This window comes from Synechococcus sp. R8-2, assembly GCF_047461715.1.
Classification (GTDB): domain Bacteria; phylum Cyanobacteriota; class Cyanobacteriia; order Thermostichales; family Thermostichaceae; genus Thermostichus.
The window spans coordinates 1-1,035 of the sequence record NZ_JANSHQ010000693.1 but is presented as its reverse complement, the minus strand read 5'-3'; the positions used below and the strand labels follow the sequence as shown (position 1 = coordinate 1,035).

At 59.5% G+C, this 1,035-nt stretch carries 1 protein-coding gene; it reads right to left on the bottom strand.

The window, feature by feature from the left end; all coding sequences use genetic code 11:
* On the bottom strand, nucleotides 1-794 hold a 794-nt coding region (locus NW819_RS13935), incomplete at its 3' end, for a cryptochrome/photolyase family protein (protein WP_414414111.1).
* Nucleotides 795-1,035 lie beyond the last annotated feature (241 nt).

Genomic DNA, 1,035 nt, shown 5'->3' with positions numbered 1-1,035 from the left:
AAGTCTTCCCCGGCTTGCATGGCGTCTTGCCAGGGGCCGAAGTGGGGCAGGCGCTCGTGAATGAAATGATCAAGCACTTGCAGGGCTTGGGCGCGGGTGACGGCCCAGCCAAATCCTTCTAAGGATCCGAAGTGATGGCCGTAGTGTTGCCTAACTTTTGCGATGACAGCCTGGGTAATGGCATCGGGGGAAAAGGTGAGGGGCCGAGGATAGCGCATTCCCGGTTTGGGAGGATGGCGGTTCTCCCGGTCGTAGTTCCAGCGCCCCCCCAGGGGCTTGGGGCCATCCATGAGAATGCGAAAGCGTTTGCGCCCTTCGCGGTAAAAGTCTTCCAGGAGCAGGCGCTTGCGGCCTGAGGCCCAGTCGATAAATTGACGAGTACTCCAGAGGAAGTGGTTGTTTTCCACAACCAAGAGGGGGCAGGGGAGGGTGGATCTCAGCTTTTCTATTTCATCTCGGACGGGAATATCGGCGGGCTGCATGAGGCGGATCTGCTGCAGTTGATGTTGCTTGGCCCAGGTTTGCAGGGGCTCGGCATAGCTGTCGGCTTCCACGTAGGTGACTGGGTAGCCCCGCTGTTGCAGTTCTTGGGCAAAGTGGCGCATGGCCGACCAGACCAGCACCAATTTCTGCTGGTGGTGGTTGCGGGAGCTGGCCCAGGTGTGGGATTCGATGAGAATGACCGGAACTCGGTCTGGGGATAGGGTTGATAGGGAAGCGAGGGCGGATTGCTGGGGGTGGAGTTGATCCCCGAGGATCCAAACCCCTTCTGGGCCGGCGGATGGAGCGATCATGGGATGCTGAAGCTCTCGGTCTATGGGAGGAGCGCTGAGAATGACACAGGTTGAGTTTAGCTCTGGGGGGCAAGGCCAGGTGGCAGTTGCAAGGGATCCCAATGTCTGCTGAATCTCTGCGGATTGTTTTCAAAGCATGAACGGTACAGACGAGGAGAGAGAGACATTGCCGGAGAGACCCCACAGGCCGGGGATCCCTTTCCTGCGGTGGTGGGCCGGGCTGGGGATGGTGGCCCTGCTG